We start from the raw sequence: 26417 nt of genomic DNA, 5'->3' as shown, positions 1-26417 counted from the left end.
CTTTTTAAGAAATTGCCGATTGCTATGTTGTTCATACCAATCGATGTTTATTTATGAAACCGAAGTTTCATCTTTACATCTGGCTTAAATCATGTTGCATGATTTCATTTTACATTGTTTAGTTTTCAGAGAACAATCTGCATCATCGGCACATCTCAAAAGTGCTGTGCGCTGATGACTTGTATTATATTACACGTCATCAGCGCACTTGTCAACACTTTTTTCTATTTTTTTTATGAAATTACCAAATTTCTTTCATAATCGGACGATAGGACTCGTTGAGGAAATTTATAAGCACATCAAACATCCCATAGATTTCGTCGCCCAACTCACTGAAATCCTCACCAGGAGTAAGCAGACAAACATCCAAAATCAAAGACCCTGCTGCATCGAAATATAGTTTAAACGGCTTGTATTTAAGATTAAACTCATTGGCCATTTTCAACACCTTGAGTTCATTCTCTTCCGTCTTTGCCTGTGGAGATACCTGGATGCGAATCATGGAAAATACACTGTCATCCAGAATAACCACTGTAGGAAGCTGCTGCCCTTCCACTACGATATGGGATCGAAATACCACGGTCTTTTGTGTATCTTCTTTCACTTCTTCCCGCTGGAACGCAGTTTTTTTGTTTTCGTCCGCATCAAGATAATTCTGAAATGCCTCTGCTTTTTTGTTCATAACTCCGTCTCCTTTAACTTTTTTACCATGGACTTTTTACTACATGTCTTTATTCTAGCTATATATAAAGAATCCTCTTTTTCAGCAGGAAATTTTATTTTCTTCACGAATATCTACGACAGACCTATTCTAAAATCCATACCATGAGAGGCAGATGATTTTATGATCAGCGTTCAAGACCGGACGTTATCCCGTGCCGCTTATCTTTGCCTCATTTGTTTATTTTCCTTATTTCTTATTCAAGCGGCAGGGACATACGCCCTCTATCAGAATGCACTTGACTTCCAAAAAAATTATATTCAGCATACCGTCGATAACCTTCTTCTATCTATCGATGCAACCCGCAATACAATTATTGCCAGCCATGAAAAGCGGGGCCAACCCATTTCCGAGCAGGAAGTGCATGATGTCGTTGAAAATCTCTTACGAAAGACCCTTTACTCTGCTACCAATACCGATGGCACTTATCTTTGGATCAACGAAGTAATTGACTATGATGGCGGCAATGGCTATGCCAGACGTCTTATCCATCCGAATCTTCGCAACACCGAGGGAATCCTTTTATCCACAGAAACACCGGATGCCAAAGGGAACTATCCCTACCGTACCGAACTTGATGGCGTTTGCACACAAACTTCGTTATTTTACAGCTATTACTTCAAAGATCTAAATTCTAATGAGCTGTCCCGAAAGCTCACCTACGCTCGTCTCTATCCGGATTACAATTGGATTATTTGCATGGGCATCCCCTATCATTCCATTTGGGAATATATTTTTGCAGGAAAGCCCTGGCTCAAATGGCTGATTCTTTTTAGCTATCTTTTTTCCATAAGCGGAATCATCTTTACATCTTTTTATCTCTATCGGCTCTACCGCCGCCAACGCCAATCTCAAAACGAGGAAATAAAGGATTTGCAACTAGTCATTGACCACGACGCTCTTACCAATGCCCACAGCCGTCGCTATGGAACCCAGCAATTGAAACAGGCTTTGCAGACCTATCAGGAAACAAATCAAAATATCACCCTCGTGATGTTTGACATCGATTACTTCAAAAAGGTTAATGACACCATGGGCCACGATTTTGGCGACAAAGTCCTAACCGATACCGTAAAAATCATCAGCCAAAATATCCGGCAACACGATTCGCTTATCCGTTGGGGCGGGGATGAATTCATTCTGCTGCTGCCTTCTTTAAGCCAGAAAGCGTTGCCCTCTTATCTGCACCGACTTAACGCCTGTATCCAAGAGCATGCTTTTGTGTCCACAGATAAGCAATCGATGACCGTCTCAATTTCCATCGGTGCTTCCCAATTCCTGCCTGACGACGCTTCCATTGACACTTTGATAAAACGAGCAGATAAAGCCCTTTACAAGGCAAAAGAAATCCGCAACACCTATCATATTGATGAAGAATCCTTCCACTAATTTCTCATGACAAAAGGCCCTGCCAGGGTATCACCCTGGCAGGGCCTTTTGCTATGAAGGAAAGATTTTAAAATTTAAACTTGCCAATTGCCGTTTGCATATCAGCAGCCATCTTCGACAGCGACTGGGAGGCCGCTGCAATTTCTTCGTTGGACGCAGACTGCTCTTCTGTAGCCGCGGAAATCGACCCCGTATTTTCCGCCGTCTTGCGGCTAATGGAGTCGATGGAATCCACCGCCTTGACAATATTATCGGCACCATCGGCAACCTTTTTCACTGAACCCGTGATTTCTTCCATCTGCTCATTGATGCCATTGACCATGGACAGGATATCCGCAAATCTTGCTCCAACTTCGCGAATGGCCGCTGTTCCCGATTTCACCTCTTCGGTTCCGGCATTCATGGATTCCACAGCTTCTGCCGTATCTTTCTGAATCGAGCCGATGCGCTCTTTAATTTGCTCAGCCGATTCCTGAGATTCTGCTGCAAGTTTGCGAACCTCTTCGGCGACTACAGCAAAGCCACGGCCATATTCACCGGCCCGTGCTGCCTCAATGGCTGCATTGAGTGCCAACAGATTTGTCTGCTCAGCAATCGAGGAAATCGCTTCGACAATCTGACCGATTTGCTGGCTGTTCTCGCCTAATTTGGCCACCACGTCTGCTGATGCCATAACACTTTTTTCAATATGTCCCATGCGGGCAATGGCATTCTCCATCAGTTCCGAGCCTTGCTGTGCCGCCTTAGCGGTATCGGTGGAAGTATTCGAAACCTTGCGCGCTTTGTCTGACATAGCCGTAATGTCGGTAAACACCACATCAACATTCTGCTTAGCGCCATTGATATCCTTTAACTGATTTTCCATCGCCAAAGATACTCCGCCCACCGTTTCTGCCACATGGACCGAAGCTTCTGCTGACTGTTGCGCATTAGCCGTAAGTTCTTCCGACGAAGCAGCCACCTGCTCCGAGGTTGTAGCCATCTGCGTGATCAAATTGCGCAGATTATTGCTCATCGTATTAAAGGCCCGCGTCAACTGGCCGATTTCATCATCAGACAACACCGGAATCTGTTCCATTTTAAGGTTACCATCAGCCAGCTGTGTTGCATGATTTTCCAAGCTGACAATCGAATTGGTAATCTTCCGGGAGAAGAACAGGAATGCGACCATGGTAACAAGCAATCCCAGAATCGTCAAAACTCCATAAATAATCTTTAAGTGATTCAAGGAAGCGAATACAAAGGATTTCGGAACAGCAATTCCCAAGATCCAACCAGTTGTCGGAACCGTCGTATAAGAGAAGAGCTGCGTTTCCCCATCGAGCTCAATCTCAAAATAACCGCTTCCCTTCTGGGACATCTCAGCAAAGTGCTCGCCAACGCCCTTTACCTCTTTGACGTTCTTCATGGCTTCGCCAATGCCATTGGTTGCCAGGATGTTGCCAGATTTTTCCATGATGATGCCTTTGCCTTCATCATGGTATTTCATATTTTGAGCCTGCTGGTCCAAAACATCAAGCGCGATATCGGTGCAGGTTGCGCCGATAAACTGTCCCTCATTTTTGATTGGGGTTGCTACCGACACCACCAGCTTACCCGTGCTGGCGGCTACATAAGCCTCGGTAAAGACGGTTTGTCCCGCAGCTTTGGCTTCTTTATACCAAGGGCGCTGAGTCGGGTCCTTCTTGCCCGTCTCATCCGGGGAATAGAACACGCCAAAGTATCCATCCTCTAAGCCGATGGACATCTCCAGAATTTCTTTGTCCGATGCGATGGTTCCCATCGACGCCTTGGCTTTGATGCGGCTCATATCCCCCTTGGCTTCCGTTGCCGCATTCGCCGTGCTGACATCAACGGCTTTCTTTTCGCGCAGCCAGCCATCGAGGTTCGAAGCCTCTTTGGATACCGTCGCCGAAAGCTCGGTATCCACGCTCGCCTGCAAGTCCGAACTTGCCACATAATAACCGACCACAGACATAATGGCCATTAACAGGCCCACTACACCGGCCAGCACCAAAAATTTTTGTTTTAGTCCCATACTACATCTCTCCTTATCAAAGCTTGTAGTGTAATTCCCTCCTCACTACAAAAACAACTCACAATTCTTTATATTCCACATGAAAGCTAAAAAACCCTTTAACATAACTAAAATACAGCCATATTACCGCCCGCTGCAGCAATAAAAAATCCGCTGACTCTTCGAAAAGAGCCAGCGGAAGTTCGCGGATGCCATCGGCTGTCCTTACAGCCTTATTGCTTTATTCTACTTTTACCTGCAGCCATAACCGCGTATATAGCTTATCGAATACCTCGCCAAGGTAGCTGTAGGTCTCCTGACCATGGTAGACCTCTGCCGGCGGGAAGGCAATGTCAAGATAGCCTTCCATCTCTTCATCATCCTCTTCCTGCTCACGCACCGACACATTCGGCGTCGAATAGCCCAAAGCCTCAAAATTCTTGGCCGCAATATCCGGACGGCAGATGAAATCAATAAATTTATGCGCATTTTCTACATGACGGGCATTTTTCGGAATAACCCAAGAATCAATCCAGAGGTTCGTTCCTTCCTTCGGCGCCGGACAGAAGCGCAAATCCGGATTTGCTTTCATCAGATTGATAGCTTCGCCCGAGAAAATAACGCCCAGCGCCGCCTCGCCCGAACTCAGTTTATCGCGGATATCATCTACGCCATAGGACTGTACCAAAGGCTTCTGCTGGATAAGCAGATTGCGGGCCTCCTCGAGTTCCTGGGGATTTTTCGTATTCATCGAATACCCCAGCATCCGGAGCGGAATCATAAACGCATCCCGTGCCGAATCCTGCATGAGAATCTCGCCCTTGTACTTGGGATCCCAGAGAATCGACCAGCTGTCGACCGGTTCCTTTACCATCCTGGTATTGTACATGATGCCAACGGTTCCCCAGCAATAAGGAACGTTGTACTTATGCCCCTTATCAAAGGCTTCCGACTGGCGGAAGAAATCCTCCCCAATGTATTTTTGCGCATTGGGAAGCTTGGTAAAATCAAGCGGCTGCAGCAAATCGTGCTCAATGAGCTTTTGTATCATGTAATCCGAAGGACAGAGCACATCATAATTTTCGGCACCTTCAGCGATTCTTGGATACATGCTCTCATTCGTATCGTATTCGTCCAGGACAACATGGATGCCAGTTTCTTCCTCGAACTGCTCCAAGACTTTCGGCGATAAATAATCGCCCCAGCTGTAAACGTAGAGAAGGTTGTCGCCCTCTTCCTGCTCTTCGGCAAACATGTCACAACCAGTGAAAAAGAGGCTGCCGACAAACAGTAGCAGGACCAGCCAGCTGCGATAATACATCTTCATTCGTCCGCCCCCCTTTTCTCTGCCTTGCGATAGCGCCGGATAACGCGGTAGTTAAACAGCAGCAGGGATACCAGCACAACCACTGCCCCGAAAAACAAGGTAGAAAGCGCATACATCTCGGGATGAATGCCGAGTTTCAACTCGGCGTAGATTTCCGTTGTCAGCGTCTCGATTCCCGCGCCTTTCGTAAAGTACGTCACGATAAAATCGTCGGCCGACATGGCAAAGGATAAGAGAAACGCTGCCATGATGCCCGGTTTTAACTCGGGCAGGATTACCCGGTAAAACGCCTGGGCAGGAGTTGCCCCGAGGTCGAGGGCCGCTTCATAGCAGACCCGGTCCATCAGCAGAACCTGTGGCAAAATGCAAAGCATCGCATAGGGCAGATTGATGACGACATGCGCCATGAGAATCGTGTCGTACCCCAACCGCAAACCGAAACCCAAAAACAAGAGCATCAGCGATATTCCCGTAACGATATCCGCATTGAGCAGCGGAACGTTGGCAAGGCCACGGAAAAAGATGCGGCCCTGGCTGCCCATGCGCCGCATGCCCAGCGCCGTCACTAACGCCAGCATCGTGGCCACCGCCGCCGACAAAACGCCAATGGAAAGCGTATTGAGAAATGCGTTCATGATATCTTCGTTCTCAATCAGCGCAGTATACCATTGAAACGTAAAGCCCGTCCACTGGCCGCGATAACGGCTGGCATTGAAGGATTGCGCAATCAGTACGGCAATTGGCGCATACATGAACAATACGACCAGCCCTAAATAGAACTTTTTGATTTGTTCTCTCATGCTTTCACCTTCTTTCGGGAATCCGTGTTTTCCGTAAAGGCTTCCAGCAGGATATTCAAAATGATAAATACCATGAGAACCATCGACAACGCACTGCCGAGCTGCCAATCGTAGGCAGCCGTAAATTCCTGTTCGATGATGTTGCCGATTAACAGGATTTTATTGCCACCGAGCAGCGCACTGATGACAAAGGTCGTGAGCGCCGGAATGAATACCATCGTGCAGCCACTGACAATGCCTGGCATGGACAGCGGAACCATAACATGGCGGAACGTCTGCCAGCGGTTAGCCCCTAAATCCCAAGCCGCCTCGATGATGCTGTGGTCAATGCGCGATATGGACACATAAAGCGGCAAAGCCATGTAGGGCAGGAAATTATAGACCATGCCGATGATGATAGCCGCCGGCGTATTGATAAGTGCCATATCCGGCAGACCGCAGAAGCGGAGAATTTCATTTAATATGCCATTCTTCTCCAAAATCGTCTGCCAGGCCATCGTCGTCAGCAGAGAATTCATCCAAAGCGGCAGCAGGAACAAAAGGAAAATCATGATTCCCTTCGCCTTCCGCAGCCCCTGAAGGATAAGACAAAGCGGATAAGCCAGCACCAGGCAGATAATCGTGCTGACGAGTGCCAGCTCCACGGATAATCCCAACGCCTTCAAATACTCCCATTGAAGCACCGTCGTAAGATTTTCCAGCGTAAATGCGCCGTTCCCATCCGTAAAGCCATGCCAGAGGACAAAAAAGAGCGGCAATACAATGAAAAGCGCCGACCAGAGGCCAAAGGGCACGGCAAAGAATCGCTGCAAAGATTTTGAATTACTCATCCGATACGGCCTCCTCATCTTCCGAGGCCGGTTTTGCCATAATCTGAATATTGGACGCCGCGAGGCGGATTCCCACCTCAGCTCCCTGTTCGTGACCGGTAATCGTCTGTATCAGCCAGGAGAAGCCGCCGGCCTCCACGGTAATATCATAGACCGTTCCCTTGAAGATGACCTGGCGGATTATGCCCCGATACTGCCCTTCCTCCGGCGCACAAATCTGGATGTCCTCCGGACGAATCTGCACATCGACGGGGACGTTTTCCCCGAAGCCCGTATTGATGCAGGGAATATCCTTGCCCAGCAGATGTACGAGCTTATCACGGACCATAATGCCATCAATGATATTACTGTCACCGATAAAGTCAGCAACAAAGGCGTTCTCGGGTTCGTTGTAAACGCTCTCCGGTGTGCCAATCTGCTGAATCCAGCCCTGATTCATGACGACGACCGTATCGGACATCGACAGCGCCTCCTGCTGGTCGTGCGTGACGAAAATAAAGGTAATGCCAAGTTCCTTTTTGAGTTTGACGATTTCCCGCTGCATGCTTTGGCGCAGCTTAAGGTCGAGTGCCGAAAACGGCTCGTCGAGCAAAAGGACTTTTGGCTCATTGACGACAGCCCGCGCAATGGCAATCCGCTGCTGCTGGCCGCCTGACATCTGCGTAACCTGTGCATGCTCATAGCCATCCAGATTGACGAGCTTCAAGGCATATTTTATCTTATCCCGGATATAGCTCTGGCTCTTGCCCTTGAGCTTCAGGCCAAAGGCGATATTTTCGGCCACATCCATATGCGAGAACAGCGAATATTTCTGGAATACCGTATTGACCTGACGTTTCTCCGGACGCAGGCTGGTGATATCCTTGCCATCAAACAGGATACGGCCGCTGTCCGGCGTCTCAAACCCGCCGATCATGCGCAAAATAGTCGTCTTGCCGCAGCCCGATGGTCCTAAAAGGGTCAAAAACTCATTCTCATGAATCGTGAGATTGAGGTCTTCCAAAATCTGCCGATCTTCGTAGGATTTATTGATATGTTCAAGCTTCAGTAATTCTCTTGCCAATTCTTCTCATTTACCCTCCTATATGCCCAAAATGAACGCTTTCTATTTTATCACGAAACCGTTTAATACAAAAGAATCTTTTTTAACCAAAAATCCCGCCCGTATCAATGATACGAACGGGATTTTCTACTGTCAGTCTGACAATTGACTGGTCAAATTACTCAACCGTAACGGATTTTGCCAGGTTACGCGGTTTATCGACATCACAGCCACGCGTGATAGCGGCAAAATATGCCAAGAGCTGCAACGGAACTACCGTAAGAATCGGAATCAGCAGCTCATCCGTCTCCGGAACCTTGATAACATGGTCAACATATTTCTCCAGTTCCTCATCGCCTTCCGCTGCAATGCCGATTACAACAGCATCGCGCGCCTTGACCTCTTTGATGTTGGACAGCGTCTTTTCATAGACACTCTTCTGAGTTGCCAGGGCAATGACCGGAACACCTTCAACAATCAGCGCCAGCGTACCGTGTTTGAGCTCACCAGCTGCATATGCCTCAGCGTGAATGTACGAAATCTCCTTAAGCTTCAGGGAACCCTCGAGCGCTACGGCATAGTCAAGGGAGCGGCCAATGTAGAATACATCTTCATTGAAGCCATACTGCTTGGCAAACGTCTTGATCGGATTTACATCTTCCAGCGTTTCGCTAATCTGTGCCGGAATCTTCTGGAGCTGGCTGATAAGTTCTGCCAAACGCTCAGCCGGCTGGCTCTTCTTGATCTGTGCCATGTAAAGTGCCAGCATGAAGAACAACACAATCTGCGTCGTGTAAGCCTTCGTCGAAGCGACTGCGATTTCCGGGCCAGCCCAGGTATAGATAACCTGATCGGCTTCACGAGCAATCGAGGAACCGACAACGTTCGTAAGTGCCAATGTCTTGGCGCCCAGGCGTTTTGCTTCCTTCATGGCAGCCAGCGTATCACTGGTCTCACCCGACTGGGAAACGACAATGAACAGCGTGTTCTCATCGATAATCGGGTCACGATAACGGAACTCCGAAGCAACATCAACTTCGACCGGCGTGCGGACGAGTTTTTCGATATAGTATTTGCCTACGAGGCCGGCATGATAAGCCGTGCCGCAAGCAACGATATAAATCTTGTTAAAGGAATTGAGATAATCTGCATCCCATTTGAGCTCGTCCATGACGATGCTCTTGCCGTCTTTGGCAATACGCGGACTCGTCGTGTCACGAACGGCCTTCGGCTGCTCATGAATCTCCTTGAGCATGAAGTGCTCATAGCCGCCCTTCTCAGCAGCTTCCGCATTCCAGTTGACCTCGAATACCTTCTTGGTCACCGGCTCACCCTGACGGTTGGAAATTTTGATGGAATCCTTCGTGAGTACAGCCATCTCGCCATCGTTCAGGATATACGTACGGCGCGTGTACTGGATAATAGCCGGAATATCCGAAGCGATGAAGTTTTCCCCCTCGCCGAGACCGATAACCAGCGGGTTATCCTGTTTTGCACAAATCAGCATACCCGGATGCTTGCTGCACATAAATACCAGCGAGTAGGAACCCTCAACACGGCGCAAAACTTCGCGTACTGATGCCACAAAGTCACCGTTGTAGACTTCTTCGATAAGATGAGCTACAACTTCCGTATCCGTCTCCGACTTGAATACATGACCTTTCTCAATGAGGTCTTCCTTGAGGGTCAGGTAGTTCTCAATGATGCCGTTATGAACAACAACGAAATCACCGGAGCAATCGGTATGCGGATGCGAGTTGCGGTCCGACGGACGGCCATGCGTAGCCCAGCGGGTATGACCGATACCCATAACGCCCTGCGGCATATCATCCTTGATTTTATCCTTCAAGGATGCCAGACGGCCAACGCTCTTCTCCACGCGGATGCTTTCGCCATTGAATACAGCGATGCCAGCCGAGTCATAACCACGATACTCGAGCTTAGCAAGACCATCGAGCAAGAAACTTGCTGCCTGCTTGTCACCGACATAACCTACGATACCACACATAATAGTACCTCCTATGAAATTGTACTATTCCTGTTGTGTCCTCCATCCGCTCTTCCCCCAGACTCACGCCTGAGCTTTAACAGATCTCTATCGACCGGACCGGCCGGAAGGCATCCGCTGACTATTCGACAACCTTCTCCTCGTCTTCTCATGAGGCAAACGTCCGCTCACGAGAACTTGCGCTAGGATTTGCATCCTTTTACTACACCAGAACAACAGGATATTCTTCTCTGGATTTTCTTCTATTTTCGCGCATCGATGAATTTATCAATGCTCGCTTATTATAACTAATCCGTCCCTATAAGTCAATACTCCCCACCGTCCAGCCTCTAAAACTGCCTCACCAGCGCTGCCGACTGCATAGTAAAAAAACGCCGCTGCGCAGGCAAGCCTGCACAGCAGCGTTTTATATTCATAACCTTATGATGTTTGGCTTACATCATGCCCGGCATACCCATGCCCGGTGCAGCTGCCGGAGCAGCCGGTTTCTCTTCCGGTTTGTCAGCGACGAGCGTCTCCGTCGTGAGAACCATGGAAGCAATCGAAGCAGCATTCTGCAGAGCGGAACGCGTAACCTTAGCCGGGTCAACGATACCAGCTTTGATCATGTCAACATACTCGTTCTTGAGTGCGTTGAAGCCGATGCCGTCGCCAGCTTTCTTGACGTTCTCGACAACAACCGAGCCCTCGAGACCAGCATTGTTGGCAATCTGGCGGACCGGCTCTTCGATAGCGCGGCGAACGATGTTTACGCCGACTTTCTCATCGCCCTCAGCCTGGATTTTATCCAGTGCCGGCAGGATGTCGATGAAGGTCGTGCCGCCACCTGCGACGATACCTTCCTCAACAGCTGCACGCGTAGCGTTGAGAGCATCCTCAATGCGGTACTTCTGGTCTTTCATCTCAACTTCCGTTGCAGCGCCGATTTCGATGACAGCTACGCCGCCAGCGAGTTTAGCCAGACGCTCCTGGAGTTTCTCTTTGTCGAAGTCAGACGTCGTCTCAGCAATCTGTTTCTTGATCTGAGCAACACGAGCTGCGATAGCGTCCTTGTCGCCTACGCCATCGACAATCGTCGTCTCCTCTTTCGTGGAACGGATCTGACGAGCACGGCCGAGGTCTTCGAGCGTTACGCTGTCGAGTTTGCGGCCGAGTTCCTCGCTGATGACATTACCACCCGTCAGGATAGCAATATCCTCGAGCATAGCCTTGCGGCGGTCACCAAAGCCCGGAGCTTTGACAGCCAGTGCTTTGAACGTGCCGCGGAGCTTGTTGACAACAATCGTCGTCAGAGCTTCACCGTCAACATCCTCAGCGATGATAGCAAGCTGTTTGCCCTGTTTTACAACCTGCTCGAGAATCGGCAGGATGTCAGCGATAGCGGAAATCTTGCGGTCCGTGATGAGGATATACGGATCGTCAAGGATTGCTTCCATCTTGTCCGTATCCGTTACGAGGTACGGGGAGATGTAGCCGCGGTCGAACTGCATACCTTCAACAACGGAGAGGTTCGTAGTCATGGACTTGGACTCCTCAACCGTGATGACACCGTCTTTGCCGACCTTCTCCATAGCCTCAGCAATCAGCTCGCCCGTCTCTTCGTTAGCGGAAGAAATGGAAGCAACCTGTGCGATATCAGCCTTGCCATCAACCTTCTTAGCCTTCGTCTTGATTTCCTCAACGAGAGCCTTGACAGCCGTATCGATACCCTTCTTGATGATCATCGGGTTAGCACCAGCAACAACATTGCGCATGCCTTCCTGAATCATAGCCTGAGCCAGGAGCGTTGCCGTCGTCGTACCGTCACCAGCGATATCGTTGGTCTTCGTAGCAACTTCTTTAACGAGCTGTGCCCCCATGTTCTCGAACGGATCCTCGAGCTCAATGTCGCGGGCAATCGTGACACCATCGTTCGTAATCGTCGGTGCGCCGAATTTCTTCTGCAGAACAACGTTGCGGCCTTTCGGTCCAAGCGTTACTTTTACAGCGTTAGCCAGTGCATCAACACCGCGGCCAAGAGCGCGGCGTGCGTCTTCATCAAACAGAATCTGTTTAGCCATTTATATTACCTCCAAGGAAACACTTACCTGCAATTACATAACAGCCAGAATGTCGCTCTCGCGGACAATCAGATACTCTTTATCATCCACTTTGACTTCCGAGCCAGAATATTTCGAGAAGACAACGACATCGCCTTCTTTTACTTCCATAGCTGCGCGCTCGCCGTTATCCAGCAGTTTGCCTGCACCAACAGCAACGACAGTGCCCTTCTGCGGTTTCTCTTTGGCCGTATCCGGCAGAACGATACCGCTGGCAGTCTTTACATCGCCCTCAGCAACTTCAATAACAACTCTTTCGCCTAATGGTTTAATCATAGGTATTCCTCCTATAAAATAAAATAACAAGGTTGGCTTGTTAGCACTCGTCACACCTGAGTGCTAACTGCAATTCTTATAATAATGTTTCTTAGTCAAAATGTCAAGTTACAAAGCTAAAAAAGTCAAAAAAACAAAGAGTTCATTTTGACTGGTCAACCTGACTTGTCAAAACGAACTCATGAGTTTATACCTTGCCGCCAGCCGCCCGCACAATGGCTTCGGCTACTTCCTTAATACTGAGGCGCTTCGTCATAGCATAGCGCTGAATCCGACGATAGGCCTCCTGTTCGCTGAGCTTATGCGCTGCCATCAGAATCCCCTTGGCCCGGTCCACAGTTTTCCGCGTTTCCAGCGAATCCTTGAGCTTGCCGAGCTCCTCTTCCATCCCCTGCATCTCTTCCCAACGGGAAAGGGCAATCTCAATAGCAGGAAAGAGATTGCTTTCCCTTACCGGCTTCACCAAATATCCCAGCACACCAGAGTCTTTTGCCTTCTCCACAATATCCGACTGGCTGAAAGCCGTCAGCAAAAGCACCGGTGCCAGTTTCTCCTCCGAAATCTTGCGAGCAGCCGTGATGCCATCCATCTCCGGCATCTTGATATCCATAATGACCAGGTCCGGCCGATGCATCCGCGTAAGCTCCACGGCTTTTCGCCCATTGATGGCTTCTCCCACCACCTCATGACCAGCATCCTCCAGCATTTCCCGGAGGTCCAGGCGGATAATCGATTCGTTGTCGGCAATCACCAAACGCAGGCATTTCTTTTTCATAAATGTCATTCCTCCAGACTCTGAATTACTTCCGAAGATATTTCCCGTTCCGGCTTGGGTATGCTGATGCGCGCATGGGTACCATAGCCCTGTCCCCGTGCATCATTTTCAAGCGTAAAGCTTCCTTCCAAATCGCCCTCGATCAAGGTGCGGACAATAGAAAGTCCCAACGAACGCGTCTTGCGGGGATTAAATCCCGCAGGCAGGCCGCAGCCATCATCATACAAATCGAGACGCCAGCAATCCCCATCTTCCTGAACTGCCAAACCAATTTTACCGGAAGGCCGCCCAGCAAAGGCATGCTCCATAGCATTTAAGACCAATTCATTGAGCACCAGCGCCAATGAGCTGGCATATTTCGACGGAAGCACCACATCGGGGCCGCTATACTCCGTGCGGATGGTGAATTGGCTGTCTGCCATATTGCGCCCCACCAAATCAAATATCTGCTGCATGACCTGCTGTACATGAATGGCTTCTTCGCCTTGCTGGGAAAGAAATTCGTGTACTACCGAAATCGATAAAACGCGGTTTACGCTCTCCTGCAACGCCTGCCGTACCTCTTCCGACTGGCTGCGGCGAGCCTGCAGCCGCAGGAGACTTGCAATCGTCTGCAGATTGTTTTTGACCCGATGATGGATTTCCTGGATTACGGCCGACTTGATTCGTATTTCCTTGTCCTTGGCCCTCACCTCAGTCACATCGGACAAAATGACAATGCGGCGCACCAACTGCCCGCCTTCCTGCAAGTCAATCTGGCGCCGGATTAAAGTCAGGTTTCCAGCCGTCAGCTCCTTCTGCCAGGGCCGTTCCCGTTCCATAATCTCCCGGCAGATATGACGCGTGAGCTGTCGGTCAAACAGATGACATCCCCGCAGGCTGCCAACCCCGAGCACCCGATAAATCCGCTGGGCGGCTGCATTAGCAAAAACGATACGGCTGAACTGGTCGGTGATAAGAATTCCATCACTCGCCGAAACAGCCCGATACTGTTCAGGTTCTACCCCCTTGCGCGCATGGCTGAGCACATCCACTGCCGTAGCCAAAATACAAGGATACCCATCTATCTGCAGTCTTTCTCCATCTACCTCAAAACTCACGACTCCAATGACCTGATTGCCATCGCGTATCGCGTAAGTATACATATCGATTAATGAGCCATACGTCCACTCCCGTTTCCCCTTGCCGGGTATTCCGGTTGACAGCGTATCCTGAACCAATGGCTCTTCAATGGCAGGCTGTAATTTCCCGTAATCAGACTCGCGTTTTGACATATAGATAGTCCTTGGACGCTCTTGCGCGATAATTACCAAACTCCCCGTTTTTCTTGCCGGCACATAAACCTTCAACTGGCCATGGACCAGATCAGCCAAAAACGGAAACACAATCTGCATCCGTTCCAGCAAACCAATCTGCTTTACGGTCAAATTCGTCTGCTGGCGGCACAGCTCTGCCATATCCATCCGCAATCATCTCCCATCCAAAAGTCGCACTGTCTATAGTATACCAAATTCCTAAAAAAAAGAGACTGCTCCCACGCATATCTCATCGTTGAGCAGTCTCTTTTATTATTATACACTTAATCGTCGCAATCGGCTAGTCCCAATCCAGGAATTGCATTGAGATACAAATCGCTGAAACGCCCGGAGAGCGACTGATAATAACCGCGGCAGCCAATCATCGCCGCATTATCCGTGCAAAGGATCTTGCTTGGATACAAGAATCTTACGCCGCGCTTTTCTGCTTCTTCCCGCAGGCGTCCTTCAAGGCCACTGTTGGCAGCTACACCACCGGCCAGCACCAAGGTATCTCGGCCAGCTTCCTCGACAGCCTGGAAAGCCTTTCCGACAAGCACTTCAATAACCGAATGCTGGAACGAAGCCGCAATGTCCGGTTTATTGAGTTCGTGGCCCTTCATCTTCTCACTGTTGATATAGTTGAGAACAGCCGATTTCAAGCCGCTGAAGCTGAATTCATAATTTCCCTTCTCCGTCAAGGCCTGCGGGAAATCAATCGCGAGCGGGTTGCCCTCTTTTGCCAGCGCATCAATGCGCGGCCCGCCCGGATAAGGAAGTCCCATGACGCGAGCGATTTTATCAAACGCCTCGCCAGCCGCATCATCACGCGTCTGTCCCATCATATGGAAGTTATTGTAGCCACGCACATCAACCAGCGCCGTATGACCGCCAGATACCACTAAAGCCATAAAGGGCGGCTCAAGTTCCGGGGCCGAAAGGAAATTGGCAAAGATATGGCCTTCGAGATGATTTACCCCGATAAGCGGTACGCCCAGGGAAAACGCCAGCGACTTAGCCGCCGATACGCCCACCAGCAGAGCACCAACCAAGCCTGGTCCATACGTGACCGCCACCTGGTCAATCTCCGAAAGCTTTACCTGCGCTTCCCGCAGGCACTCGTCGATAACCGGCATGATATTTACAATATGCTTTCGGGAAGCAATCTCCGGCACCACACCACCAAACTTCTGATGAACGGGAATCTGCGTCGATATGATATTGGAAAGTATCGTACGCCCGCCACGAAGTACAGCCGCCGATGTTTCATCGCAGCTTGACTCAATCGCCAGCGTCAACAGTTCTTCTTTATTTTCCTTCGCCATAAATATCTCCATCCATCAAAGTTTCGTATTCCACATGATGATTGCATCCTCACCATCGTCCTGATAATAATGCGGACGGCGGCCAGCATCCTTAAACCCATAACGCGCGTAAAGCGCACGCGCCGGAGCATTGGACGGACGCACCTCAAGGGTCATTGCCGTCACGCCTTTGGCCTTTACGGCCTCAATAATTGCACCGAAGAGCTTCGTGCCAATACCCTGACCACGGTATTCCGGCAAAATTGCCACATTCGTAATCTGGCATTCCTCAAACGAAATCCAACAGCCAGCATAACCAATAACCCGCTCACCATCCAGTGCCAGCAGGTAAACAGTATTTTCGTTGGCTGCTTCTTTCCAAAAGGACTCCCGTGACCAGGGAATCGCAAAACAGGCTTTTTCTACAATCTCTACTGCATCAGCATCTTCCGGCGCCATTTCACGGAAGCTCAGCGATTCTAACCCCATCACATTTCCTCCGTGGGAAGAGTTTTCTTTGCTTCTTCCGGATGCCGTTTCTCCCAAAGGACCTCGGCTTCACTGCGGCGGATGTAAACCGGCTCAAGTGCCATGATATTATCGTTCCGGCCAGCAGCCAGCTCTTCGAGGCCCAGCATAGCGACACACGCCGCCCGCGGCATCATGAGATGCGCCGGAGCCGCGGTAACATTTTGTGGAAGATCTATCTTGCCAACGACTTTTTTCTGCACGGCATCCCCCAGCAATACTACCGGTTCTTCCATGCGGGCACACCAGTCAACCACATCCGCAATCTTAGCGACCTGGACATCATCAACGACTTTCAGCTGGCCGTGTTCCCAACGATATGTCTCGACATAGGCATTGCCCTTCTGGGCATCCAAAAGGCATACCAGGCGCACACCCTGAACCGGATAATGATACGCCAATGCTTTCAACGTCGATACGCCTACTAACGGCAAATCCAACGCGTAGGCCATTGCCTTGGCTGCCGCCAAGCCAATCCGCAGCCCAGTAAAAGAACCCGGGCCTATGCTGACAGCAATTCCTTCTAATTTGTCTTTCGCAACCGATGCCATTTTGAGCACCTGTTCAATATGGGGCATCAAAGTTTCCGAGTGAGTGAGTTTCGCCTGCATGGTAAGCTCAGCCGACAACCGTTCCTTTGAAGCAACCGCCACACTCGATACTTGTGTCGAGGTATCAATGGCTAGTATGGACAAATGTTTCCAACTCCTTTATGAATTCCTGATATTTCTCGCCTGCACAAGAGAACATAAAGCGGCGGCTGTTCTCAGTCTCCCCCGTCCGCTCAATCGAGATTTTCACATAATCCTCCGGCAGTGATTCTGGAAATTTGTCCGGCCACTCGATTACAACAATTCCCTCTGGTTCCTCCGTGTATTCATAGAAACCAATATCCTCTAACTCTTCTTCCGTTTCCAGCCGGTAAAGGTCAAAATGGTAGATGCGGCAAATCCCTTCATATACATTCATCAGATTGAACGTCGGACTTGTCACTTCTCCCTCGACGCCCAAGGTATGCGCAAGACTCTGGACAAACAGCGTCTTCCCAGCTCCCAGGTCGCCCTCCAGGCAAAGCACGGTTCCCTCCCGGATTTTTTGCCCCACCAGCTCGGCTAGGTGTACAGTTTCTTCGGGAGAACTTGTCATACAGGTAAACATTCGTTATTTACTCTCCTATATACATAGTGTTTAAAAAACATCATTCAATCTCCTATTATAGCACGAAGCTGCATTGCTGCCAAATCACATAATGGATAATAATTATTAATTGATATTTCATTTTAAAAACTGTGTTATATAGAGCATCGTTGAGAATTTTTAAGTTTTATCCATATAAACTCAAATTTTGACGATATTTGACTATTTCTATTTTATAGCAGATAGCCTATAATAAAAGCGTACCAATCAAATAGCACCAAGAATAAATAATTATTGGTTCATGTGTTTATACAGGAGGGTTATCATTATGAAAAAATTTGTATGCACGGTCTGTGGTTATGTTTACGAGGGCGAGCAGGCTCCGGCAGTATGCCCAATCTGCAAAGCTCCAGCTGACAAATTCGTCGAGCAGAGCGGTGAAATGACCTACGCGGATGAGCACCACGTCGGAACGGCCAAAGACGTTGACCCGCGCATTATCGAAGGTCTTCGCCAGAACTTCACAGGCGAGTGCTCCGAAGTCGGCATGTATCTCGCCATGGCACGTCAGGCTGATCGCGAAGGTTATCCGGAAGTTGCCGAGGCTTACAAACGCTATGCTTGGGAAGAAGCTGAGCATGCAGCCAAATTTGCCGAACTTCTCGGTGAAGTACTGACCAACAGCACCAAGAAAAACCTTGCTATGCGTATTGATGCCGAGCATGGTGCTTGCGCAGGCAAGAAAGAACTTGCTACGCTCGCAAAACAGCTGAATCTTGATGCTGTTCATGATACGGTTCATGAAATGGCCAAAGACGAAGCTCGGCACGGCCGCGGCTTCAAAGGCTTGTTTGACCGTTACTTTGGCGAATAACCCCCATCTATCTTACGCTTCCAATTCAACATAATATAAAAGAGGTGCGGCAAAATACTTTCGTATTTTGCCGCACCTTTTTATGCCCCTTTTAGGGAAGATCCCTAAAAAGAGTGCACAGCACTTTTAGGACAATTAATATACCACGATCAGATATCCTCATGTTCCCGCAACCACTGTGACCACTTTAAGGAAAAACCATCGTTATGGGCAGCCTGCACATAACGATAGAATTTCTCAATCATTCTGGCCTTTTGGTGATAATAATCAGCTTTCCATTGGCCCGGCACAGCCTTGGCTGATTCATAAGCCACATAAGCGCCTCCCAGCAGATACTGCCGGGAAAGAATATCACGCAAGGGTACCTCAGGATTTTTCATCATATCATACATAGCCATATAAGCCGTGGTCCTGCCTTTCCCCGCCTGGCAATGAAAATGCAGCCAAGCATCCTGGGGCAGTGACTGAGTAAACGCAATAAACTTCTCAATTTTTGCAGCCGCCGGCCATACATGATCCGTATCCGTGAGACGCAAATAATGCCAGCCAGCACCTTCCACCAGCTGCTGCTCACTCATGACTTTGTCTATTTTCTCCTTATGCGGATTAGCCGGCAGCTTTTTCTTATCCAATTTTGCCAGCAAAAGGCTCTTCCCCTTAGCTTGGTGAATCCGTTTGCTCTCATCGCGTAAAACTTCCTGCCGTGTCTTGCCCACATTTCCCCAATCGCGGTCGCCATACCAACTGACCGCTTGGCCATTGAACAATCCATGGGATTCTTGCCGCAAATCCACCACATAAACAGGACCTTGTGTTTTTGTCTTTAACGCTTGCTGCAATGCCTTAAATTCCCCAGCAGAAAATTCTGCACTACCGGACATAGCTAAACGGTCAAGGCCCTGGCGGGAAGGATTCTGGGTAAATCCTTTCCCCGCTTTATCTGCGGGCATATCCTGCTTGAACGGACCATCCGCAGTACGGAAATTTCTGGGCAGGCTTTCCCTGTTTTCCGCATCGATTCGCCAGATATACCCACTGTAATCCGGCTCCCACAGATTGACCTTATGTTTTTTCGCCCAGACACTATACGGAACTTCTAATTTCGGGTTTTCCTTAACATAATCATAGAAATGCGCCACAAACTGATACCGCTCAATATATGCCTTGCGGCCATAATTGCGTTTTTTTTCAGGTATCTCACTCAGGTCAACGATGCCAATAAGTTTCTGCCGTTGAATGATATCATCAAAGCTCACCGATCCGGCATTTTTCAAAATGTCATGCATGACGAAGAAAATCGTTGTACGCCCCATACCGGCATAGCAATGATAGTGCAGCCAGGCATCCTTGGGCAGCTGCTTGTAAAACTCCACAAAGTGGTCAACATCCGAATCCTCCGGACGGAAATGGTCTTGAAGGGTCAAGCGAAAATACTTTGCTCCATGCTGGCGTACCATTTCTTCCTCGGTACGCACTTGATGATAGGACTGCAAAACCGAGTCTAAAAGCACATTCTTCTTGTCATCGAAACGATAGACCTGGCAAGCTTTCTGCCCAGCCAAAGCCCCTAACTGTTCCTTTTCCAGCGGCAGAATAATATCTGCCTTGCGGCCATCATTCCCCCAATCATGATCCGCATACCAGCTTACAGCCGTGCCATCCAAATAACCATGGGACTCTCCACGCAGATCAATATCGTAAAACTTATCTGCACTTACAGGCACAGTCGCCAGTATGGCCTCCAATTCTTTCTCCGAAAAACAACTGGACGCTGAAGCGTGCAACTTTTCCAGACCTGTCCTGGTGGGCATGGCTCCCGATTTGGTCATCCCCTTGTATCCGTCAGTGGCCATACGGAAATTTCTAGGCAACTGATACACATCCGCCCGATCTATCTTCAACTCCAGCGCAGATGGTTTCTTTACGGCTGCCGGGGCCTGTTTCATCACCTGAATTACTTTTGGTTGCTGCTCCTGCGTGCCAGCAAATGCCGTCCACGGTATTCCTGCCGCCAGCAACGCCACAAAAAATGACACACCTGTTTTTCTGTTAAAAATCATTGCCATACCATAACATCTCCTTACGTTTCCTCTATAGTTATACTCGCATCAAAAATTTTGTCAACTTCAATACAATTTTCTATCCCCTAAAATTTCGCCGTAAATTTGAGGTAGGTAAAGCCACGTCCTTCTTTTGTTAAAGAAGGGCCTTTCCCCCCTTTGCGAGCTACGCCCTCCGTATCGACCGCTGCAGCCACTTGCCCTGGCGGCCACCACAAACTACCAGCTGCCAATACTTGTTTGCTTATTTTTTCCACACGCATCACCATCCTAAGTTACTATATTAAAGCAGCATTTCCTTGATTTAGACGCATTATATAGGATTGTTGCTTATTGATTCCTCTTGTATTTTGCTATTCTTAACGCAAAAGTACATATTATTGCTTTTACGCTCATTCCTAAAAAACACGCCTCCGCATTATAAACTGCGAAGGCGTGTTACTTCTTCCTTACCCGTGGATAACATCCGTGTATTCAGGAAAATCCCGCAACCTATCTGCCGGTGCAAAGCCAGCCGCACCAGTAAAGATTCCTTTTTCCCACTGAGGACGGGTTGACCAAAACATATCGGCAAAATCGTTCCCATTCGTGGCAATGACCTGATACTCCTGCAGCTCCGGTACAAAGGTGCCCTCCGCCCCCACTTCAGCAAACATTTCCGTACGAATGCGCAAGTATTGCGCTTCCGGCAAGGATGACAAATCCATATAATGCGTACCATCCTGAACTGCTATCTGCAAAGCTCCCTTTACCGTAACACCATCATCAGACACCTCCACTACAGCCTTTATCCCCGCCTGCAACGGTACATTCGCACTAGCCTTCAATTGCTTGAATTGCCAATATTTCTTCTCAGTCTTGAAGGCCGGAGCGTAAATGGCAGGGTGACGCCACTCCGTAGTATGGGTTCCCACCTTGAGAATATTACGAAAATCCAGCCACAAAGCTAACTGCTTATCCTGAGGACCAGCTTCTAAAGGAGCATCCAGTACCCCTTTGTTTTCCTCTGCCGAAAAGCCTCTTCGATAAAAGCGCACCTGACTGATCCGTCCAGGCAAGTGGGTGAAATATTTCGGCCGATTGATTTCCTTAATCACATGTCCAATATAGGAGTAGCCAATAAAGATTGGCTCGTCTCCCCATTGACGCAGCTCCGCCTCAACAGGAATAGCTGCCACATGAGCTACATGATTCCCATCACAATAGGAATCACCGCCGCAGGATTTGTCAAAAGTCATGGTATATTGCGCCCATTGCCCCACCTTGGCCTCGCCTCCTTGCCAGGAGTATTCCGTAATCCCATGGCAGGTGCCCCATTTAAGACCTCCGGCACGCTCTACTACCATACGCATAAAGTAGGTGGCGCCCCAGCCCACTGATTTACCTCGTACCATCAGCGGATTATGTCCCATTTCATTTTCATGAGCCAATCTCTCGACCTTAGCCCATACCATCCCGGTAAACCCCTGCTCTGCCAACAGATCCGGAGCTGGCAACACCTCGATATAATCCCCATAATGCTCCAGACAAACCTCCATATGCCCTCCCCGCTCCAGCACTTTCGGGGTACCATGCATGAGCGCTATATGACCACAGCCAGATTTATCCAGCACGCGGGGAATAATGCGGATTCCCTTTTCGATACGCACTTCCTTAGGCAGTCTGTCAGCCAGGCTGATTTGATAACATCCCCCTTGATCAAACTTATATCTGAACTCAATATATTTTTTTTCGTGGCCTCTGAAAAAAATATTCTTAGATTCCATCAAACGCTGATTTATATAAAAGGGGATCGAGGTATATATTTCATGATCAAGGTTATTGGTTGCCTCCACCCCCGCTGTCACACAATCCGCCATCCTGCCGTGCCCTGCCTGCAGCCGCATGTGAGCAAAGGACAACTGGCTGGGTTCATAGACCAGCAACTTTAACTTCTGTCCACCAGACTCCAAGATATGCTCCCCTGGCTGCCGAGCTTGATATATAGCCGTTAACCGCCGTTTTTCCCCAGGTTCTAGCAATACCGACTGACTACTTTCCTCACTGCCAAAAAGATTCAGTACATGTTCCACGCCGTTGTCTGACAAAATCACCCGGGCATCTGCCACACCAGCCCCTTGATTATAGGCCTGGACACGCACCTCCACATGCCCGTTGTTATCCAAGCGGCGCAATTCTGCAGCCGTATATTCCACCTGTGGATGTGCCTGCTCAAGGCGCACGCAGTCTACTAACGCACTGCCACCATCTGGTGTATACCCATAGAGATTATAAACGATAGCATCAGCCGTAACATCCAGGACCCCATAGTTATTCCTGCCCATCGCTGTCACTTCGGGAAAATCTTCCAACAGCCTTCTTTCCCCATCACTGCGCGTCAACTGAACTTCTGGGTCCTGAGCACTCCCCTGGCAAACATAGACTGTCTTGGCGCCAATTGCAGGATCACTGGAAATGGCTTTCACATAATAATGCAAATGGCCGCCGATTACCAATTCGACCCCACACCTCTCTGCTAAAGGCACCAAATATTTATTATTAAAGGCATCGGTATAGGGATGATGCGCCACCAATATCCGCCACTTAGCATTACGCGCCTGGCTGCTTTGCAACTCATCCTCTATCCAGGCAAGTATTTCCGCTATATGCCGATGCTCCTTCTCCGGCAGCTGCACACCGGAATTAACCGCATTCATCTCCAACAACCCCCAGGGATTGCTATCGGCAAACAGGAAGAACGCCGGCCCTACCGCAAAGGAAAAAACACGTCCATCTGGCATCGCATGCAGTATTTTAGACTGGGGCCTAGCGAAGAAACTATCGAAAAAAGGACCATCGTCGTGATTGCCAGGAATATAACAAACGGGCACTTCCCGAAGGATATCGGGAATTTTCTGGAACCAGTGACGAGCATAGTGCTCATGCTGATAGCCAGTTCCCGGAGGAATATCTCCTCCATGGATGATAAAGTCCGGTTTTTCCCGTCTGACAGCATCTGCAAACTGCGATGCCGCATTAAACAAATGCGAATCCGATAAGGTAATGATATGCAGTGCCTGGGGGGAATCAGCTAACGAGCAGAAACTCCCCTGGGAAAGAATCTGCTCCTGATAACAAATCCGATAACTGACTTTAGTTTCCGGAGATAGGTCTGTGAGCTTCGCCGTATATAGACACCCCCCATCGGCATTTTCCCGATATGACGGTTCCCGTTCAAATACTGCCGAGACCTTTCTCTCCCCAATTTTGCTGTCATAATATACCGTGTAATTCCCCGGTCTTTCTGTTTCCCAAGCCAGCAAAACATGCGTTGCGGCCAGCCCCAATAGATAGGGGCCATTGCTTATCTTCATCTGCTGCTCCATAATTATCTGCCTCCATTACTTTGGCCTTGGCATAGCTGCCTTGTGCATAAATCTTCTTAATCCTTCTCGGCCGCTGTCCAAAATCCTGCCTTAAGCTGCCGCGTGATGCGTTTCATGTGCCTCCTCACTCCTGTTCTTTTTGGCCCACAAGGTAGGTACGATGAGTAATGTCATCAACACTACCGAACCAATCCAAAAAGTGGTGATCGTACCGAACTGATAAGTGGTAACACCATCTACCACTACCTTAGCAGAATCCATCAACATGCCGTTTACAATATCCTGCAAAGCAGCACCACCATAAGCCAATAGGCCAATAACTCCCATAGCTGCACCTGTTGCTTTACGCGGGCAAAGGTCAACAGCCAGCAGTCCACCGACAAAGCAAAGAATGACCCCCAAACCAAAACCAAATACAGCGATACAAACTGCGGCTAACGTAGTATTTCCGGCAGGTACAAAGCAAACACCAATAATCCCTGCCAGCATAACCAAGCCAAACACTATCGTAGTGACAGAATGGCGCGATTTAAAAATCTTATCCGATATGATTCCCGAAAAGAAAGAACCTACCCCACCCAAAATCGGCGACAAGGACATAATACTCCCCGCTGTAACCAGGTCCAATCCCTTAGCTTCCTGCAAGAAAATGACGCCCCAGCTGCTGATGGAATACCGCGAAATCCCCAGACAGATTGCCGCCGCTGCCAAAAGCCAAACATAAGGGTTTTTGATAACCATCATCTGGGCTTCTTTCGTTGAAACTTCCTGTTCCTTCTGTTCCTGAACAATCTCACCTTCGAATTCGTTGGCAGAGGGCAAACCATAAGACTCTGGCCGATCACGCATAAAGCGGTACATGATGAAAGCCAACACGATGCAGGCTACCCCGGGAAGAAAGAATGCTGCATGCCATCCAAAAGCTACGATTATCATGGCCGTTCCCAAATAAGTAGCACCTTCGCCTACATAATGGGCAATACTGAACACCCCATAATAGGTTGCCAGCTGACTCTTGGAAAACCATTGAGCCAAAGATACAATACAGGGCGCTGAACCCATGGACTGGAAGACACCATTGACAATCCACAGCGCCAAGAATACCCAATAGGCATTGCTAAAGCCCAAAATAGCATTGACGATAGCCGCCCCCAGCAGTCCTAAAGGAACGATTTTCTTGATATTACAATGGTCCGCAATAAAGCCGTTGGCACATTTACCAATGGCGATGGCTACCATCATACCTGCTCCCATGGCACCTAATTCCGTAGGGGTAAATCCCTCTTCAATCATCGGTTTTTTAGCCACGCCCAGTGTCATCCTCATCACATAGTACATGCCATAACCCAGAATCATCGCTGTGACAGCTTGAAGCCTGGCCGAATGATACATTTTCTTAACCAGTTCCTCATCATGAATCCTTGGCTTATCCGGATTGGTCAGAAACCATTTAAACATAAGCACACTCTCCTTTTTTAATAAATGATTCCGCCAGTAATTCTTATTCTTTTCTGAAAATACTGGCTTTTATGGTGTTTTTTTAGTATAATGATTAGGTAAGTTTTGAGTAAATGATGTCCTACTCAACCATAACATAACCATCAACCATCCTTTGATGATTATTATATTACAATTATTTCTGCTTATTCTCCATTATTTTGCTTTGTTTTTATTCATATTACATATTCTTGCTATCATTAGAAAAGGGCGATTTTATGTCAATACTTACTTTTAATCCTGCGACGAATCCAATATTTCCCTCAGAACAAAAGGTACAACTGTCTTATCTCCGCTTCCTATCCTCCGATACGCTGCCACTGCCTGCAGATTGTTGTGGCCAGGCAGAAATTCTCTTTATTATGAAGGGCAGCGGCACTTGCACCATCCACAACACTTCCCATCCGGTAAGCAGGGGCGATATTGTCCTCATCAGTCAGGGCTGCCTGCATTCCTTTTCGCCCCAAAATGGCACCGCCACACAGACCTCATCGCTGGGTTTTAAGCACCTGCAGCTTAAAGGTTTGCCTCAGGGACATTTTCTTCCCTCAGAAGCCATCCCCATCATCCACGCAGGGCACGCTTATCCATTGATCGCCCAGCTCCTTCAGCAGATAAAGAAAGTAATTATCAGTCTCCCTTCTCAACTTCATCAAGAAGCATGCAATCATCTAGCCCAGGCGCTTATACTGCTGATATTAGAACAATATAATCACACTGTCGTTGCTAATCACGATTCTGCCTATACCTTAGGACAGCATATCAAGACCTATCTGGACAGTCACTATCTAGAAGAACTTTCCCTGTCTCAAATTGCGCAGAACTTACACATCAGCCCTTACTATCTGTCACATATTTTCAAGGAATGCACGGGATGTTCTCCCATGCAATACATTACCCAATTGCGTATCTCTGAAGCCCAGAATCTGTTGCTCTCCACGAAACAAAGCATTACCACGATAGCCATGCAATGCGGCTATAATAATTCCAACTACTTTCAATCTGTCTTCAACAAATTGGTTGGTATGCCACCTGGAAAATACCGCAATACTTGGAAGCAGACATAAAAAAGA

Annotated in this window: 21 protein-coding genes; 3 read left to right on the top strand and 18 right to left on the bottom strand. The window is 48.6% G+C overall.

What is annotated here, in order from left to right:
* Window positions 1–241: 241 nt before the first annotated feature.
* The gene (locus tag FZ040_RS10885; protein ID WP_149171998.1) at window positions 242–682 is read right to left on the bottom strand and encodes a hypothetical protein; all 441 of its coding nucleotides are present in this window, start codon (window positions 680–682) and stop codon (window positions 242–244) included.
* 162 nt (window positions 683–844) lie between these two features.
* Between FZ040_RS10885 and FZ040_RS10880 the strand changes: the two genes are divergently transcribed.
* Window positions 845–2110 carry a diguanylate cyclase gene (locus FZ040_RS10880; protein ID WP_149171997.1) on the top strand — a complete coding sequence of 422 codons (1266 nt, stop codon included), beginning with the start codon at window positions 845–847 and terminating at the stop codon, window positions 2108–2110.
* A 67-nt stretch (window positions 2111–2177) separates the two neighbouring features.
* Here the strand turns inward: FZ040_RS10880 and FZ040_RS10875 are convergent, their stop codons facing one another.
* The 14 genes from FZ040_RS10875 to tsaE form a co-directional block, all read right to left on the bottom strand.
* A complete protein-coding gene (locus FZ040_RS10875; protein WP_149171996.1) occupies window positions 2178–4148 on the bottom strand; it encodes a methyl-accepting chemotaxis protein in 1971 nt (656 codons plus the stop codon).
* A gap of 220 nt (window positions 4149–4368) precedes the next feature.
* Window positions 4369–5454: an ABC transporter substrate-binding protein gene (locus FZ040_RS10870; RefSeq protein ID WP_149171995.1), complete on the bottom strand. Its 1086-nt coding sequence runs from the start codon at window positions 5452–5454 to the stop codon at window positions 4369–4371.
* Window positions 5451–6254 carry an ABC transporter permease gene (locus FZ040_RS10865; protein ID WP_149171994.1) on the bottom strand — a complete coding sequence of 268 codons (804 nt, stop codon included), beginning with the start codon at window positions 6252–6254 and terminating at the stop codon, window positions 5451–5453. Before FZ040_RS10865 ends, FZ040_RS10870 begins: the two co-directional genes overlap by 4 nt.
* On the bottom strand, window positions 6251–7084 hold the full coding sequence (locus FZ040_RS10860) for an ABC transporter permease (protein ID WP_149171993.1): 834 nt from the start codon (window positions 7082–7084) through the stop codon (window positions 6251–6253). Before FZ040_RS10860 ends, FZ040_RS10865 begins: the two co-directional genes overlap by 4 nt.
* The gene (locus FZ040_RS10855) at window positions 7077–8147 is read right to left on the bottom strand and encodes an ABC transporter ATP-binding protein (protein WP_149171992.1); all 1071 of its coding nucleotides are present in this window, start codon (window positions 8145–8147) and stop codon (window positions 7077–7079) included. Before FZ040_RS10855 ends, FZ040_RS10860 begins: the two co-directional genes overlap by 8 nt.
* Window positions 8148–8304: 157 nt before the next feature.
* Window positions 8305–10134, bottom strand: coding sequence for a glutamine--fructose-6-phosphate transaminase (isomerizing) (gene glmS / locus FZ040_RS10850; RefSeq protein ID WP_149171991.1), 1830 nt, complete (start codon window positions 10132–10134; stop codon window positions 8305–8307).
* 434 nt (window positions 10135–10568) lie between these two features.
* Window positions 10569–12194, bottom strand: coding sequence for a chaperonin GroEL (gene groL, locus FZ040_RS10845; protein WP_149171990.1), 1626 nt, complete (start codon window positions 12192–12194; stop codon window positions 10569–10571).
* Between the two features lie 33 nt (window positions 12195–12227).
* Window positions 12228–12509 carry a co-chaperone GroES gene (groES, locus tag FZ040_RS10840; protein WP_149171989.1) on the bottom strand — a complete coding sequence of 94 codons (282 nt, stop codon included), beginning with the start codon at window positions 12507–12509 and terminating at the stop codon, window positions 12228–12230.
* A gap of 187 nt (window positions 12510–12696) precedes the next feature.
* Window positions 12697–13284, bottom strand: coding sequence for an ANTAR domain-containing response regulator (locus tag FZ040_RS10835; RefSeq protein ID WP_149171988.1), 588 nt, complete (start codon window positions 13282–13284; stop codon window positions 12697–12699).
* Between the two features lie 5 nt (window positions 13285–13289).
* Window positions 13290–14747 (bottom strand): sensor histidine kinase, encoded by a 1458-nt coding sequence (locus tag FZ040_RS10830; protein WP_149171987.1) that lies wholly within the window; start codon window positions 14745–14747, stop codon window positions 13290–13292.
* Window positions 14748–14863: 116 nt separating this feature from the next.
* Window positions 14864–15904 (bottom strand): tRNA (adenosine(37)-N6)-threonylcarbamoyltransferase complex transferase subunit TsaD, encoded by a 1041-nt coding sequence (tsaD, locus tag FZ040_RS10825; RefSeq protein WP_149171986.1) that lies wholly within the window; start codon window positions 15902–15904, stop codon window positions 14864–14866.
* 15 nt (window positions 15905–15919) lie between these two features.
* Window positions 15920–16372, bottom strand: a complete 453-nt coding sequence (gene rimI / locus FZ040_RS10820) for a ribosomal protein S18-alanine N-acetyltransferase (protein WP_149171985.1) — start codon at window positions 16370–16372, stop codon at window positions 15920–15922.
* Window positions 16372–17106, bottom strand: a complete 735-nt coding sequence (gene tsaB / locus FZ040_RS10815; protein WP_149171984.1) for a tRNA (adenosine(37)-N6)-threonylcarbamoyltransferase complex dimerization subunit type 1 TsaB — start codon at window positions 17104–17106, stop codon at window positions 16372–16374. Before tsaB ends, rimI begins: the two co-directional genes overlap by 1 nt.
* Window positions 17087–17569 (bottom strand): tRNA (adenosine(37)-N6)-threonylcarbamoyltransferase complex ATPase subunit type 1 TsaE, encoded by a 483-nt coding sequence (tsaE, locus tag FZ040_RS10810; protein WP_149171983.1) that lies wholly within the window; start codon window positions 17567–17569, stop codon window positions 17087–17089. The genes tsaB and tsaE overlap by 20 nt, the downstream gene beginning before the upstream one ends.
* A gap of 307 nt (window positions 17570–17876) precedes the next feature.
* Here tsaE and FZ040_RS10805 point away from each other — a divergent pair, with 307 nt between their 5' ends.
* Complete coding sequence (locus FZ040_RS10805; protein ID WP_149171982.1) at window positions 17877–18422, top strand: NADH peroxidase; 546 nt, start codon at window positions 17877–17879, stop codon at window positions 18420–18422.
* A 149-nt stretch (window positions 18423–18571) separates the two neighbouring features.
* Here the strand turns inward: FZ040_RS10805 and FZ040_RS10800 are convergent, their stop codons facing one another.
* The 3 genes from FZ040_RS10800 to FZ040_RS10790 all read right to left on the bottom strand — a co-directional run bounded on the left by FZ040_RS10800 (window position 18572) and on the right by FZ040_RS10790 (window position 25305).
* On the bottom strand, window positions 18572–20488 hold the full coding sequence (locus FZ040_RS10800; RefSeq protein WP_255448854.1) for a protein-tyrosine phosphatase family protein: 1917 nt from the start codon (window positions 20486–20488) through the stop codon (window positions 18572–18574).
* Between the two features lie 443 nt (window positions 20489–20931).
* The gene (locus FZ040_RS10795; protein ID WP_255448853.1) at window positions 20932–23847 is read right to left on the bottom strand and encodes a metallophosphoesterase; all 2916 of its coding nucleotides are present in this window, start codon (window positions 23845–23847) and stop codon (window positions 20932–20934) included.
* A gap of 90 nt (window positions 23848–23937) precedes the next feature.
* Window positions 23938–25305, bottom strand: coding sequence for an MFS transporter (locus tag FZ040_RS10790; RefSeq protein WP_149171981.1), 1368 nt, complete (start codon window positions 25303–25305; stop codon window positions 23938–23940).
* Between the two features lie 257 nt (window positions 25306–25562).
* Here FZ040_RS10790 and FZ040_RS10785 point away from each other — a divergent pair, with 257 nt between their 5' ends.
* Window positions 25563–26411 carry an AraC family transcriptional regulator gene (locus FZ040_RS10785; protein WP_149171980.1) on the top strand — a complete coding sequence of 283 codons (849 nt, stop codon included), beginning with the start codon at window positions 25563–25565 and terminating at the stop codon, window positions 26409–26411.
* The last annotated feature ends 6 nt before the right edge of the window (window positions 26412–26417 follow it).

Source organism: Pseudoselenomonas ruminis, assembly GCF_008271295.1.
Lineage (GTDB): Bacteria > Bacillota > Negativicutes > Selenomonadales > Selenomonadaceae > Selenomonas_A > Selenomonas_A ruminis.
Note: the sequence above shows the minus strand (reverse complement) of the source record. Positions and strands in the feature narration are given on the sequence as shown.